1 pseudogene is annotated in these 545 nt (G+C 48.6%); it reads left to right on the top strand.

The annotated features are described in order from the left end of the window. Positions 1 to 545, top strand: a pseudogene (gene clpE / locus BTA30_RS22315) (ATP-dependent protease ATP-binding subunit ClpE); the annotation flags it as partial.

The raw sequence follows: 545 nt of genomic DNA, 5'->3' as shown, positions 1-545 counted from the left end.
ACAGCCGCAAACCGCAGCAAAAAAAGGCTTGCTTGATGAGCTTGCAGTCAATGTGACGAATGCTGCAAAAACAGGCCTCGTCGATCCTGTGATCGGCCGCGATGATGAAGTGGACCGCGTGATCGAAATTCTAAACCGCCGAAATAAAAACAACCCGGTATTAATCGGGGAACCCGGTGTCGGTAAAACAGCCGTTGCAGAAGGACTTGCTTTAAAAATCGCTGAAGGCGATGTGCCGAATAAGCTGAAAAACAAAGAGCTCTATATGCTTGATGTCGCCTCCCTCGTGGCTAATACGGGGATCAGGGGACAATTTGAAGAGAGAATGAAACAGCTGATGAAAGAGCTGAAAGAACGCAAAAACGCAATTCTTTTCATAGATGAAATCCACCTTCTTGTCGGTGCCGGCTCTGCTGAAGGGTCCATGGACGCGGGAAACATCTTAAAACCTGCGCTTGCCAGAGGCGAACTGCAAGTCATCGGCGCTACGACCTTGAAAGAGTATCGTCAAATTGAAAAGGATGCCGCATTAGAACGCCGTTTCC

The sequence above is a fragment of the Bacillus swezeyi genome (genome assembly GCF_001969815.1).
GTDB lineage: Bacteria > Bacillota > Bacilli > Bacillales > Bacillaceae > Bacillus > Bacillus swezeyi.
This window is presented reverse-complemented; position numbering and strand designations above follow the sequence as displayed.